Here is a 12,974-nt window from a genome sequence, read left to right as displayed (position 1 = left end):
CCCCTGGGGTGCTGCTTCCGGCCGTGCCGTCCGCGCGGCTCGGCCGGCTCGGTCGTCGGGTCGTACGGGTGTGCCCGGGTGCGTCCTCACAGTCGCTTGACCCCCTTGACACGGGCAGCCCGCACCTTGGCCGGCCGGCCGCCGCCGAGCAGCCCGCCGCGCTGAGTGCCGCCCAGCAGTCCGCCCCGCTGGCCGCCGATGCGGCCCCCGAACCGGCCGCCGCGTCCGGTGCCCAGCCGCTGCCCGGTGCCGGCGCTCAGCCAGTTGCCGTACGCCCCCTTGCCGCTGCCCGTGCCACCGGCGGACTCCGCCAGCGGATCGCTCTCGGTGCGGCGGGCCAGCGCCATCACCCCGGGAACGACGAAGGGCGCCAGCAGCAGGTCGTAGAGGGCCGCGGTGGCGAGGAGGCCGGCGAGGCCGACCTGGCGGGCGGAGGTGTCGCCGACGAGGGCGCCGACGCCCGCATAGAGCAGGGTGGTGCCGACGGCCGCGAGGACGACGGCGAGCAGCGGGGCGGTGGCCGAGCGGAGCCGTCCGCTCTCGGGCTTGGCCAGGCCGGCGAGGTAGCCGATCAGGCAGAGGACCAGGGCGTAGCGGCCGACGGCGTGGTCGGCCGGGGGCGCGAGGTCGGCGAGGAGTCCGGCGGTGAAGCCGATGAGGGCGCCACTCACATGGCCGTAGACCAGGGCCAGCCCGAGGACCACCAGGAGGGTCAGGTCGGGGACGGCGCCGGGCAGCTGCAACCGGGCGAGAACGCTCACCTGGAGGACGAGGGCGACGACGACGAGGGCCGCGGAGAGCAGGATCCGGTTGAGGCGCATCGGTCAGTTCCCGTCGGGAGCGGGGATGGAGGCGGTGGGCGTGGCGGTGACCGTCACCGTGGGGGTGGGCTTGGGCCCCTTCGGCTTGGGCGGCAGCACGGTGTCGCGCGGGTCCTTGCGCGGCGGCTGGACGACGACGCCGACGAGGTCGAGCCGGGTGAAGCCGACGAAGGGCCGGACCTGCACCGTACGGGTCAGCTCTCCCCGGGAGGGGTCGACGCGGGTGACCTCGCCCACGGGTACGCCGGCGACGAAGGGCTTGCCGCCCTGTGAACCGAAGGTGACCATCCGGTCGCCCTTCTTGACCACGGTCTTTCCGTTGAGCAGCTGGACACGGAGGTCGCGGCCGCCCTGGCCGGTGGCGAAGCCGAGTTCGCCGCTGCCCTCCAGCCGGGTGCCGACGGTGAAGTCGGGGTCGTTGGCGAGCAGCACGGTGGCGGTCGAGGGGCCGACGGTGGTGACGCGTCCGACGAGGCCGTCGCCGTTGAGCACGGTCATGTCGCGGGCGATGCCGTCGTCGCTGCCGACGTCGATGGTGACCGTCCAGGAGAAGCCCTGGGCCGCTCCTATGGCGATGACCTGGGCGCCCTTGATGCCGTACCGGCCGGCGCCGGCGGTCCTGAGGATCTTGTCCAGTTCGGCGGCCCGGCTGCGGGTGCGGGCGTCGCTGCCGAGTCTGAGCTTCAGCGCGGCGTTCTCCCGTTCCAGGGCCGCGATACGGCTGTGCCGCTCGCCCGAGTCGCGGACGGCGCCGACGGCGTTGCCGATCGGGTCGACGGCGGACGCGACCCCGTTCTCCACCGGCCCGAAGGCCGACGCGGCGGCCTGCCGGGCGCCGTTGAGCGGTGACTCCTCGCCGCCGCGGATGTCCACCGTGATCAGTGCGAACGCGATGGCGATCAGCAGCACCAGGAGCAGCCGGCTCTCTCGTGTGTCCCTCACGTGCGGCGGCGTGCCTTCCTCATCGGACCGGTCGGCGGCGGGCCGGGTCCGGTCATCATCGGGAGCTGTGGGCCCGGGCTGGCCGGGGTCCGGAAGCGGGTTCCGGACGGTGGAACGGGATGGGGGTCCGCGGTGTGCGCGGCCCCCCGGGGACCGGCGGTGGGTGACACGCCGGCCGGGAACCGGCGCGGCGCGTCACCCGGGGTCTAGCGGCGGGGCTGGGAGTCCAGCACCTGCTGGAGCGCCTCGAACTCCTCCACGCACTTGCCCGAGCCGAGCGCGACGGAGTCGAGGGGGTTCTCGGCGATGTGGATCGGCATGCCCGTCTCCTGGCGCAGCCGCTCGTCGAGCCCGCGGAGCAGGGCGCCGCCGCCGGTGAGGACGATGCCGCGGTCCATGATGTCGCCGGACAGCTCCGGCGGGCACTTGTCGAGGGTGGTCTTGACGGCGTCGACGATGGAGTGAACGGGCTCCTCCATGGCCTTGCGGACCTCGCCGGAGGAGATGACCACGGTCTTCGGCAGACCGCTGACGAGGTCCCGGCCCCGGATCTCCGTGTGCTCGTCCTCGCCGGAGTCGAAGGCGGAGCCGATGGTGATCTTGATGTTCTCGGCCGAGCGCTCACCGAGGAGGAGGCTGTACTCCTTCTTGATGTGCTGGATGATCGCGTTGTCGAGCTCGTCCCCCGCGACCCGGATCGACTGGGCGGTGACGATGCCGCCGAGGGAGATCACGGCGACCTCGGTGGTGCCGCCGCCGATGTCCACGACCATGTTGCCGGTGGCCTCGTGGACCGGGAGACCGGAGCCGATCGCGGCGGCCATCGGCTCCTCGATGATGTGCACCTGCCGGGCACCGGCCTGCGTGGACGCCTCGATCACGGCACGGCGCTCGACCCCGGTGATCCCGGACGGCACGCAGACCACCACCCGCGGGCGGGCCAGATAGCGCCGCTTGTGGATCTTGAGGATGAAGTAGCGGAGCATCCGCTCGGTGATCTCGAAGTCGGCGATGACGCCGTCCTTGAGCGGGCGGACGGCGACGATGTTCCCGGGGGTGCGGCCGATCATCTTCTTCGCCTCGGCGCCGACCGCCAGAATTCCGCCGGTATTCGTGTTGATGGCGACGACCGAGGGCTCATTGAGGACGATGCCGCGGCCTCGGACATACACCAGGGTGTTCGCGGTGCCGAGGTCGACAGCCATGTCACGGCCGATGAACGACATGTTGTTCCCCATGAGGATATGTCTGGCCTTCCCAGCTGGAAATGATGACTTTTGAGGTCAGGCGGGGTGAGCACGGTGGGTGTGAAGCTTCCATCGTAGTCACGACCGCGGCAGCTCCGCGCGACGGCCCTCCCATTGTCGGGGGAAGGAATGCCTGCCTCTGTAATGCTGACGTCGTGTCGGAGTGATGGGTTCCCCTCCGGGACCGCGCATATGCCGAGGGGCGGCCGGTTTCCTCGGCCGCCCCAGGTCACGCGGGGGTTACCTCTGACAGCACGTCAGGTTGGAAAAAGCCGCGGGAGGCTCACGCCACCCCGGGGAAGAACAGCTTGAACTCGCGCTCCGCGGACTCCTCGGAGTCCGAGGCGTGGATGAGGTTCTCCCGCACGATGGTGCCGAAATCGCCGCGGATGCTGCCCGGCCCGGCGGCGATCGGGTCGGTCGGGCCGGCCAGCGCGCGGACGCCCTCGACGACGCGTTCCCCCTCGACGGCCAGCACCACGACCGGGCCGGAGGACATGAACTCCACCAGCGGCTCGTAGAACGGCTTGCCGACGTGCTCGCCGTAGTGCTGCTCCAGCACCTCGCGGCTCAGCTCGCGCAGCTCCAGCGCGCTGATCCGCCAGCCCGCCTTCCGCTCGATACGGCCGATGATCTCGCCGATCAGGTTCCTCCTGACCGCGTCCGGCTTGAGGATGACGAGCGTGCGCTGGCTCACGGTACGGGCTCCTTCGAATCTGCGGGTGCGGGGTGGCACGAGGCTACAGGGGCGGCCGCGGCGGCGGTCACGCCGCGTCGGTTCCGGCCCGTCCCGGAGCCCCCGCCGCCGCGGAGCCCCCGCCGCGGGAGCCGCCGGACGGGGCCGGTCAGGCCGCGGCGCTCGCGGCGTGCCGGGCCTTGGCCTCGTCGATCTTGCGGCCGTAGTGCACCGAGGCCCACCACAGGCCCGCGAAGACGGCGCCGAGGAAGAACATCATCGGCACCACCACGCCACTGGCGATGAGCGCCACTTGCAGCGCCCAGCCGGTCCCCACCGCGCCCGGCCGGGACAGCACACCGGCCAGGGCCAGACAGAGCACCATCGCGGTGCCGCTCACCGTCCAGACGAGGCCGGCGGAGAGGTCCGAGGTCCGCATCGCGACCAGCCCCGCGAAGCCGATCACGAAGAACTCACCGATCAGCGTGCTCGCACACAGCGTCCGCATCGCTCAGCCCCTGCCCTTCCCCAGCAGCAGCCGGGCCTCGCCCACCGTGATCACGGAACCCGTCACCAGCACACCCGCGGCGGCGAACTCGCCACCCTCCTCGGCCAGGGTGATCGCGGCCTCCAGCGCGTCGTCCAGCCGGGGTTCGACCTGCACCCGGTCCTCGCCGAACACCTCGACGGCGAGCGCCGCCAGTTCGTCCACGTCCATGGCCCGGTGGGTGGAGTTGCGGGTGACCACGACCTCGTGGAACACCGGTTCGAAGGCCTCCAGCAGGCCCTTGACGTCCTTCTCGGCGCTCGGGCCGACCACGCCGATCAGCCGGCTGAAGCCGAACGCCTCGGTGACCGTCCCCGCCGCCGCGCGGGCCCCCGCCGGGTTGTGCGCCGCGTCCAGCACGACCGTCGGGCTCTTCCGCACGACCTCCATCCGGCCCGGCGAGACCACCGAGGCGAAGGCCGTGCGGATCGTCTCGGCGTCCAGCGTGCGGGCGTGCTCGGAGCCGATGCCGAAGAACGCCTCGACGGCGGCCAGCGCGACCGCCGCGTTGTGCGCCTGGTGCGCGCCGTGCAGCGGCAGGAAGATCTCCGGGTACTCGCCGCCGAGGCCGCGCAGCGACACCATCTGCCCGCCGACCGCGATCTCGCGGCCGGTCACGCCGAACTCCATGCCCTCGCGGGCCACGGTGGCGTCCACTTCCACGGCCTTCTTGAGCATCGCCTGCGCGGCGTCCACCGGCTGCTGGGCGAGGACGACCGTGGCTCCCTGCTTGATGATCCCGGCCTTCTCCACGGCGATCTCGCCGGGCGAGCCGCCGAGCCGGTCGGTGTGGTCGAGGTCGATGGGCGTGACGACGGCGACGCCGGCCTCGATGACGTTGGTGGCGTCCCAGCTGCCGCCCATGCCGACCTCGACGACCGCGACGTCCACGGGCGCGTCGGCGAAGGCGGCGAACGCCATGCCGGTGAGCACCTCGAAGAAGGAGAGCCGGTGCTCCTGCGCGGTGTCGACCATCTCCACGAACGGCAGGAGATCGCGGTAGGTCTCGATGAACTTCTCCGCGGCGACGGGCGCGCCGTCGATGCTGATGCGCTCGGTCACCGACTGGACGTGCGGGCTGGTGTAGCGCCCGGTGCGCAGGTCGAAGGCGGTCAGCAGGGCCTCGATCATGCGGGCGGTGCTGGTCTTGCCGTTGGTGCCGGTGATGTGGATCGACGGATAGGAGCGCTGCGGCTCGCCGAGGACGTCCATCAGCGCGCTGATGCGGGTGAGGGACGGCTCCAGCTTCGTCTCCGGCCAGCGGCCCGCCAGCTCGGTCTCGACCTCGCGGAGCAGACGGTCGGTCTCCGGGTCCTCCGGGCGGGCGGGGGCCTCGTCGGCCCCGAGCGGACCGGCCTGGGTGCGCAGGGTGCGGCTCCCGGCCTCGATCACCGCCAGGTCCGGATCGCGGCCGGTCTCCGCCTCGACGATCTTCTCGAAGGGGTCGTCGGGTTCGTCGGGCTCGGGATTCCCGTGCGGGGCGCGCTCACTCACGGGGGTCAGTCTACGGAGCCGCGGAGGTGCCCGGGCCCGACCGGGCCGTGCTCCCGGTCACCCCCGCCGCGGCACGCCCGGCGGCCCTCCATCCCCGGTCGGCGCGGGGAACGGGTGTACGGAACGCCGCGTCCCCCGCACCCGGCGGACGGCCGGGCGCGGGGGGCGGTGCGGTCCGGCCGCCGGTCAGCCCTGCGGAAGGCCCGCGAGCTGGGCGGTGATGCGCTCGATGTCCGCCTCGGCGGTGCTCAGCCGGGTACGGATCTTGTCCACCACGTGGTCCGGGGCCTTGGCCAGGAACGCGCCGTTGCCGAGCTTCGCCGTGGCCTGGGCCTTCTCCTTCTCGGCGGCGGCCAGGTCCTTGGTGAGCCGCTTCCGCTCGGCCGCCACGTCGATCGTGCCGGAGAGGTCCAGCGCGACCGTGGCGCCCGCGACCGGCAGGGTGGCGGTGGACGTGAAGCCCTCCCCCTCCGGCTGGAGGCGGAGCAGCTGCCGGATGGCGGGCTCGTGCCCGGCGAGGTCCGTGCCCGCCAGGTCCAGCCGGGCGGGGACCTTCTGGCCGGGCTGGAGCCCCTGGTCGGCGCGGAACCGGCGGACCTCGGTGACCACCTGCTGGACCGTCCCGATCTCCCGCTCGGCGGCGGCGTCGCGGAAGCCGCTGTCCGTGGGCCACTCGGCGATGACGACCGACTCGCGGCCGGTCAGGGTGGTCCACAGCGTCTCGGTGACGAACGGGATCACCGGGTGCAGCAGGCGCAGCGTGACGTCGAGGACCTCGCCCAGGACCCGGCGGGAGACCTCGGCGGCGGGGCCGCCGGCCTGGAAGACCGTCTTGGTCAGCTCGACGTACCAGTCGAAGACCTCGTCCCAGGCGAAGTGGAAGAGGGTGTCGCTGAGCTTGGCGAACTGGTAGTCGTCGTAGTAGGCGTCGACCTCGGCGACGACCGCGTTCAGCCGGGAGAGGATCCAGCGGTCGGCCGCCGAGCGGCGCTCCGCCGCGGGGAGGTCGCCCTCGACCGTGGCGCCGTTCATCAGCGCGAAGCGGGTGGCGTTCCAGATCTTGTTGGCGAAGTTGCGGGACGCCTGGACCCAGTCCTCACCGATGGGGACGTCGACCCCGGGGTTGGCGCCGCGGGCCAGGGTGAAGCGGACGGCGTCGGATCCGTACTTGTCCATCCAGTCCAGCGGGTTGACCGCGTTGCCGAAGGACTTCGACATCTTCTTGCCGAACTGGTCGCGGACCATGCCGTGCAGGGCGATGGTGTGGAACGGCGGGGTGCCGTCCATCGCGTACAGGCCGAACATCATCATCCGGGCGACCCAGAAGAAGAGGATGTCGTAGCCGGTGACCAGAACCGAGTTGGGATAGAACTTCTCGAGGCTCTCGGTCCGTTCGGGCCAGCCGAGGGTGGAGAACGGCCAGAGGCCGGAGGAGAACCAGGTGTCCAGGACGTCGCTGTCCTGCTGCCAGCCCTCGCCGGACGGCGGCTGCTCGTCCGGGCCGACGCAGACCGTCTCGCCGTTCGGGCCGTACCAGACCGGGATGCGGTGGCCCCACCACAGCTGCCGCGAGATGCACCAGTCGTGGAGGTTGTCGACCCAGCCGAAGTAGCGGGACTCCATCTCCTTGGGGTGGATGGTGACCCGGCCGTCGCGGACGGCGTCGCCCGCGGCCTTCGCCAGCGGGCCGACCCTGACCCACCACTGCATCGACAGCCGCGGCTCGATGGTCGTCTTGCAGCGCGAGCAGTGGCCGACGGAGTGCGTGTACGGACGCTTCTCCGCGGTGATCCGGCCCTCGGCGCGGAGCGCGGCGACGATGGCGCTGCGCGCCTCCAGCCGGTCCAGCCCCTGGAACGGGCCGTGCGCGGTGATGATCGCGTGCTCGTCCATGACCGTGAGGTTGGGCAGGTCGTGCCGCCGGCCGATCTCGAAGTCGTTCGGGTCATGGGCGGGCGTCACCTTGACGGCGCCGGTGCCGAACTCCGGGTCGACGTGCTCGTCGGCGACGACCGGGATGCGGCGGCCGGTGAGCGGCAGTTCGATCTCGGTGCCGACGAGGTGGCGGTAGCGGTCGTCGTCCGGGTGGACGGCGACGGCGGTGTCGCCGAGCATCGTCTCCGCGCGGGTGGTGGCGACGACGATGGAGTTCTCGCCCTCGCCGTAGCGGATGGAGACCAGCTCGCCCTCGTCGTCCTGGTATTCGACCTCGATGTCCGAGATGGCCGTGAGGCAGCGCGGGCACCAGTTGATGATGCGTTCGGCGCGGTAGATCAGCTCGTCGTCGTAGAGCCGCTTGAAGATGGTCTGGACGGCGCGGGAGAGGCCCTCGTCCATGGTGAAGCGCTCACGGGACCAGGCGACGCCGTCGCCCAGGCGCTTCATCTGGCCGGAGATCTGACCGCCGGACTCGGCCTTCCACTTCCAGACCCGCTCGGTGAACGCCTCGCGGCCCAGGTCGTGCCGGGACTTGCCCTCCTTGGCCAGCTCGCGCTCGACGACGTTCTGCGTGGCGATGCCGGCGTGGTCCATGCCGGGCTGCCACAGCGTCTCGTAGCCCTGCATCCGCTTGCGGCGGGTGAGGGCGTCGATCAGCGTGTGCTCGAACGCGTGGCCGAGGTGGAGGGATCCGGTGACGTTGGGCGGGGGGATGACGATGGTGTAGGGCTCTTTGCCGCTCTTCGCGTCCGCCTCGAAGTAACCCCGTTCTACCCAGCGCTCGTAGAGCGGCCCCTCCGCGTCGGCCGGTGCGTACTGGGTCGGCAGGTTGGCGGGGGCGCTGCTGTGGGCCCCGGTCCCGGGGCGCTGGGAGTTGTCGGTCACGACCGTCAGTCTAAGGGCGGGGCCAGTGCTGTTACGAACCCGTTGCCGCCCCGGGGTAAAGCCCGCATAAGTCGTCGGGGAGGATGAGCCCAACTGTTCTGTGCACCGAGGGGGATCCATGAGTCACCACCAGCCGCCACCGCAGCCGGGCCGGTACGGGGGCGGCACGCCCGGCCCGTACGGCCCGGGCGGTGCGGCCGGAGCTCCGGGTCCCGGCCACCCGCCGCAGGCCCCGGGCCAGGTGCCCCCGCAGGGTTACGGGTATCCGCAGCAGGGCGGCCCGCAGCCCGGCCCGTACGGTCAGCCGCCGCAGCCCGGCCCGTACGGCGGCGCGCCCGGCCCGTACGGTCGGCAGCCCGGCGGCCCGCAGCCGCCCTACGGACAGCCGCAGCCGTACGGCCAGGTGCCGCCGCCCCCGCCGGGCGGCGGACGGGGCAAGCGGACCGGCCTCGTCATCGGCGCCGCGGTGGCCGTGGCCGCGATCGTCGCCGGTGTCGTCTTCTTCACCGGCGGTTCCGGCGACGACGGCCCGCACAAGCTGACGACCCCGCAGACCGTCGCCGGGGAGTACGAACGCAAGGGCGAGGGCAGGAACGACTCCGGCGTCTCCGGCAAGGACCGGGAATCGCTCGACCAGCTTCCCGGCGTCAAGGACCCGCGTCCGGTCCAGGCCGAGTACGCGACGGCCTCCAAGAAGCAGATGCTGTTCACCGGCGTCTGGGGCACGGTCGACAACCCCGAACAGGTCATCGACGCCATGTTCACCGTCCTGCGGACGATGGCCGAGGACGAGGGGACCGTCGAGGTTCTCGGCAGCCCCGAGGAGGCCGAGCCCGACGGCCTGGGCAGCGCCGTCATGAAGTGCCAGAAGTTCAAGACGACCAACGACGATCCGAACGCTCCCGTGAAGGAGGCCGAGCTCCCCGTGTGCATCTGGGCCGACTCCAGCACGGTCGGCGGCGTCATGGTCATCGATCCGCTGGCCGTGCTCGCGGGCAAGGCGGACCTCGGCGCCGTCGCGGAGACCGCGGCCAAGGTGCGCGCAGACGCCCGGGTCAAGCTCGACAAGTGACCCGCCCCGGGGAGAGGACAGTCCGCGCATGAGCCACCATCAGCCGGGTCCGTACGGCGGCCCGCCGCCGCAGCAGCCGCCGCAGGGCGGACCGGGGTACGGTCACCCGCAGCAGCCGCCCGCGGGGCAGCCGGGCTACGGCCACCCGCCGCCCGGCGCGGTGCCACCGGAGCAGACCGGCCCGTACGGCGGCCGGACCTACGGGCAGCCGGGCGGTCCGCAGGCGCCGGGGCCCTACGGTCAGCCGGGAGCCCACGGCGGACAGCCGCAGCCGTACGGCCAGGTGCCGCCGCCCCCGCCGGGCGGCGGACGGGGCAGGCGGACCGGCCTCGTCTTCGGCGCCGCGGCGGCCGTGGCCGCGGTCGTGGGCGGTGTCGTCCTCTTCACCGGTGGCGGCGCGGACGGCGGCGGTGACACGGCCCCGTACACCTTGAAGCTGCCGAAGAAGCTGATCGGCGGCGAGTACACCAAGGCCGCGGGCAGCGACACGCGGGGCGGGGGGCTGGCCGGCCAGAAGGAGGCCGAGAAGCTGGGCGTCAGGAACGGCACCTCCGTCTCCGGCAGTTACGCCAACGCCGCCTCGGACAACGTCGTCGTGGCCGGCCTCTACGGCGAGATCGACGACCCCGAGGCGGCCGTCGACAGCCTCTTCGCGCAGATGGAGAAGAACCAGAAGGCGGTGTCCCGGACCGTGCGGATCGAGGAGGTCACCCCGGTCCGCGAATACTCTCCGGACGGATTCGACGGAACCGTCATGAAGTGCAAGACCCAGAAGGCGACGGCCGGTTCGGGCGCCGCCGAGGTCACCTCCGGGGCGACCTTCTGCGCCTGGGGCGACACCAGCGCGCTGGGCGTGGTCCAGTTCCAGATCACGTCGATGGACGAGTCCAGCGAGCTCAAGTCCACCGACGAGGTCGCGGAGATGACGAGCACGGCCCGGGAGGAAGCCCGGGTCGAGAAGTAGCCCCGGCCGGCGCGCACCGCGCGACGGACACCCCGAACACCCACGGCTTCCGGTACAGCAGAGCACCGGAAGCGGGAACCACCAGCAGAGCGCGTCCCGAGGGGGGACCTCATGAGCCACAACCAGCCTCCGCCGTCGCCCGGTCCGTACGGCGGCGGACAGCCTCCCAACCCGTACGGCGCCCCGCAGCAGCCGGGTTACGGCTACCCGCCGCAGGGGCAGCCGCATGTGCCGCCGCAGGGCCAGCCGGGCTACGGCTACCCGCCGCAGGGCGGCCCCGCGGGGCAGCCCTGGCCGCAGACCCCGCCGCCGCCCCCGTCGCGCGGGCTCGGCAAGGGCGCCGTCATCGGGATCGTCGCCGGTTCGCTGGCGGTGCTGACCGTGGTGGGGCTCGGGGTCGCGGCGCTCCTCGGCGGTCCGGAGGGCACCGAGAAGCTCACCACACCGCAGTCCCTGCTCGGCGGCGACTACGAACGCGCCGAGGACAGCGCGCAGCTGGAGCAGCAGCGCAACATACTCCAGGACGAACTGCCGTCCGACGGCACCGCGGTGGTCGCCCAGTATCTGAAGGGCGGCAGCATCGAGAAGGGTGCGCTGATCCTCTCCGGCGCCTGGGGCGACATCGACTCCGACCCGGAGGACATGCGCAAGGACGCGCTGGACGGTATGGTGCAGGGCCAGCCGGGTTCCCAGGTCGTCCAGGAGCAGACGGACTACGAGATCAACGGCGACACCCTCAGCTGCCAGCTGGTGAAGGCCGGCCAGGGCCTGGCGAACATGTATATGCCCGCCTGCGCCTGGGCGGACAACTCGACCATGGCCGTGGTCGCCGTCGTCTCCGCCGACTACACCTCCGAGGACTCCGTGGACCTCAAGGAGTTCTCCGAGACGGTCGGGCAGGTCAAGCAGGAGACCGTCAAGCCGAAGTAGGGGCCGGGCGGGGCTCGCGGACGACAAAGGGGCGGACCGGTGAACTGCGGTCCGCCCCTTCGGCGTTGTCCGTACGGCGCGCGTGAGGCTCAGGCGCTCTTCTCGTGCCGCTCCCCCGGCTCGCCGCCGCGGGTGCGCGGCACGAGCGTCGGGTTCACATTGGAGTGCACGACATCGGCGGTGATGACGACGCGGGCGACGTCCTTGCGGGACGGCACCTCGTACATGACCGACATCAGCACCTCCTCCATGATGGCGCGCAGGCCCCGCGCCCCGGTGCCGCGCAGGATCGCCTGGTCGGCGATGGCCTCCAGGGCGGGGCGGTCGAAGTCCAGCTCGACGTTGTCCAGTTCGAAGAGCCGCTGGTACTGCTTGACGAGCGCGTTGCGCGGCTCCACCAGGATCTGCAGCAGCGCCTCGCGGTCGAGGTTGTGCACGGAGGTGATGACCGGAAGCCGCCCGATGAACTCGGGGATCATGCCGAACTTCACCAGGTCCTCCGGCATGACCTCCTGGAACTGGTCGCTCGCCTCGATCTCCCGCTTGGAGCGGATGGTCGCGCCGAAGCCGATGCCCTTGGCGCCGGCCCGGGACTCGATGATCTTCTCCAGACCGGCGAAGGCACCGCCCACGATGAACAGCACGTTCGTGGTGTCGATCTGGATGAACTCCTGGTGCGGGTGCTTCCGTCCGCCCTGCGGCGGCACCGAGGCGGTGGTGCCCTCCAGGATCTTCAGCAGGGCCTGCTGCACGCCCTCGCCGGAGACGTCGCGGGTGATCGACGGGTTCTCGCTCTTCCGCGCGACCTTGTCGATTTCGTCGATGTAGATGATCCCGGTCTCGGCCTTCTTGACGTCGTAGTCGGCCGCCTGGATCAGCTTCAGCAGGATGTTCTCGACGTCCTCGCCGACATAGCCGGCCTCCGTCAGCGCGGTGGCGTCCGCGATGGCGAACGGGACGTTGAGCATCCGCGCCAGGGTCTGCGCGAGCAGGGTCTTGCCGGAACCGGTCGGGCCGAGCAACAGGATGTTGGACTTGGCCAGTTCGATACCGTCGTCCCGGCTGTCGCGGCTGCTGTTCTCGCCGGCCTGGACCCGCTTGTAGTGGTTGTAGACGGCGACGGACAGGGCCTTCTTCGCGGCCTCCTGCCCGACGACGTACCCTTCCAGGAACTCGGAGATCTCCCGGGGCTTGGGCAGTTCCTCCCAGCGGACCTCGGAGGTCTCCGCGAGTTCCTCCTCGATGATCTCGTTGCAGAGGTCGATGCACTCGTCGCAGATGTAGACACCCGGGCCTGCGATGAGCTTCTTCACCTGCTTCTGGCTCTTTCCGCAGAATGAGCACTTGAGCAGATCGCCGCCGTCACCGATACGTGCCACGAGGTGCTTCCCCTTCGCCTGGGATCCGCCCTGATCATCGGACCCTGGTGCCTGTCTGGGTTGTCCGGAGTCCGCGACG

General features: G+C 71.6%; 11 protein-coding genes. 3 read left to right on the top strand and 8 right to left on the bottom strand.

The window, feature by feature from the left end:
• Window positions 1-86: 86 nt before the first annotated feature.
• The 7 genes from mreD to E4N63_RS22260 form a co-directional block, all read right to left on the bottom strand.
• Window positions 87-821: a rod shape-determining protein MreD gene (gene mreD / locus E4N63_RS22290; protein WP_125621868.1), complete on the bottom strand. Its 735-nt coding sequence runs from the start codon at window positions 819-821 to the stop codon at window positions 87-89.
• 3 nt (window positions 822-824) lie between these two features.
• Window positions 825-1,763: a rod shape-determining protein MreC gene (gene mreC, locus E4N63_RS22285; protein WP_125621870.1), complete on the bottom strand. Its 939-nt coding sequence runs from the start codon at window positions 1,761-1,763 to the stop codon at window positions 825-827.
• 206 nt (window positions 1,764-1,969) lie between these two features.
• Window positions 1,970-2,989, bottom strand: a complete 1,020-nt coding sequence (locus E4N63_RS22280) for a rod shape-determining protein (RefSeq protein ID WP_039821277.1) — start codon at window positions 2,987-2,989, stop codon at window positions 1,970-1,972.
• Window positions 2,990-3,293: 304 nt separating this feature from the next.
• Entirely contained in the window at window positions 3,294-3,707 is a 414-nt protein-coding gene (ndk, locus tag E4N63_RS22275) for a nucleoside-diphosphate kinase (RefSeq protein ID WP_019709064.1), read from the bottom strand.
• A 148-nt stretch (window positions 3,708-3,855) separates the two neighbouring features.
• The gene (locus E4N63_RS22270; RefSeq protein ID WP_019709063.1) at window positions 3,856-4,194 is read right to left on the bottom strand and encodes a DUF4233 domain-containing protein; all 339 of its coding nucleotides are present in this window, start codon (window positions 4,192-4,194) and stop codon (window positions 3,856-3,858) included.
• 3 nt (window positions 4,195-4,197) lie between these two features.
• Window positions 4,198-5,727: a folylpolyglutamate synthase/dihydrofolate synthase family protein gene (locus E4N63_RS22265; RefSeq protein ID WP_125621871.1), complete on the bottom strand. Its 1,530-nt coding sequence runs from the start codon at window positions 5,725-5,727 to the stop codon at window positions 4,198-4,200.
• A 186-nt stretch (window positions 5,728-5,913) separates the two neighbouring features.
• A complete protein-coding gene (locus E4N63_RS22260; protein ID WP_228429796.1) occupies window positions 5,914-8,550 on the bottom strand; it encodes a valine--tRNA ligase in 2,637 nt (878 codons plus the stop codon).
• 118 nt (window positions 8,551-8,668) lie between these two features.
• Here E4N63_RS22260 and E4N63_RS22255 point away from each other — a divergent pair, with 118 nt between their 5' ends.
• The 3 genes from E4N63_RS22255 (at window position 8,669) to E4N63_RS22245 (ending at window position 11,516) form a co-directional block, all read left to right on the top strand.
• On the top strand, window positions 8,669-9,622 hold the full coding sequence (locus tag E4N63_RS22255) for a hypothetical protein (RefSeq protein ID WP_230241547.1): 954 nt from the start codon (window positions 8,669-8,671) through the stop codon (window positions 9,620-9,622).
• Between the two features lie 28 nt (window positions 9,623-9,650).
• Window positions 9,651-10,586 (top strand): hypothetical protein, encoded by a 936-nt coding sequence (locus tag E4N63_RS22250; protein WP_230241546.1) that lies wholly within the window; start codon window positions 9,651-9,653, stop codon window positions 10,584-10,586.
• Between the two features lie 111 nt (window positions 10,587-10,697).
• Complete coding sequence (locus E4N63_RS22245) at window positions 10,698-11,516, top strand: hypothetical protein (protein WP_125621879.1); 819 nt, start codon at window positions 10,698-10,700, stop codon at window positions 11,514-11,516.
• 89 nt (window positions 11,517-11,605) lie between these two features.
• On the opposite strand, the gene clpX is transcribed toward E4N63_RS22245, so the two are convergent.
• Window positions 11,606-12,895, bottom strand: coding sequence for an ATP-dependent Clp protease ATP-binding subunit ClpX (clpX, locus tag E4N63_RS22240; protein WP_125621881.1), 1,290 nt, complete (start codon window positions 12,893-12,895; stop codon window positions 11,606-11,608).
• Between the last annotated feature and the right edge of the window lie 79 nt (window positions 12,896-12,974).

The sequence above is a fragment of the Streptomyces sp. MNU89 genome (assembly GCF_020982505.1).
GTDB lineage: Bacteria > Actinomycetota > Actinomycetes > Streptomycetales > Streptomycetaceae > Streptomyces > Streptomyces xinghaiensis.
The sequence above is the reverse complement of the archived record's forward strand: the minus strand, read 5'-3'. Positions and strand labels throughout refer to the sequence as shown.